The organism is Cupriavidus consociatus (assembly GCF_017814975.1).
GTDB lineage: Bacteria > Pseudomonadota > Gammaproteobacteria > Burkholderiales > Burkholderiaceae > Cupriavidus > Cupriavidus consociatus.
This window is the reverse complement of sequence record NZ_JAGIQA010000160.1, coordinates 1-635: the sequence shown is the minus strand read 5'-3', so window position 1 is coordinate 635 and position 635 is coordinate 1. Positions and strand designations below refer to the sequence as shown.

Sequence of the window (635 nt, the reverse complement as noted above, 5' to 3'; positions counted from 1 at the left end):
GGTCGACTCATCTGGGGGCGCCTACGCCATGAACGCGTGCTCGGTCTGATCCGGAATCCCTCGTATGCGGGCGTCTACGTCTTCGGCCGTTACCAATATCGTCAGCGCATCACGCCTCAGGGAGAGGTTCATAAGCGAGTGCAGCCGGTACCTAAGCCGGACTGGCGTGTCCATCTGCCCGACCATCACGAAGGCTATATCACCCCGGAGGAATTCGAGCGCAACCAGGCGCGCCTGGCTCGCAATCGGACCAACGGCGAAGCAACCATGCTCAGCGGGGCGGCACGCGAAGGATTGGCACTGCTACAGGGGATGCTGATCTGTGGCTGCTGTGGCCGAGCGCTGACCGTGCGCTACCAGGGTAACGGTGGCATTTATCCGTTGTACCTTTGCAATGCGCGCCGCCGCGAGGGGCTGGCGACAACCGATTGCATGAGCGTGCGCAGCGACCTGCTTGACAACGCGATCGGCGAAGCAGTGCTCGCGGCCCTGCGGCCAGCCGAACTCGAACTCGCCGTGACCGCCCTGAACGAACTCGAGCAGCGTGATCACGCCATTATGCGTCAGTGGCATATGCGCATCGAACGCGCCGAGTATGAGGTCGCGCTTGCCGAGCGTCGCTATCAGGAATGCGA

At 62.7% G+C, this 635-nt stretch carries 1 protein-coding gene; it reads left to right on the top strand.

All coding sequences use genetic code 11. The annotated features are described in order from the left end of the window. Positions 1 to 36 precede the first annotated feature (36 nt). On the top strand, positions 37 to 635 hold a 599-nt coding region (locus J8I82_RS39980; protein WP_284183263.1), incomplete at its 3' end, for a recombinase family protein.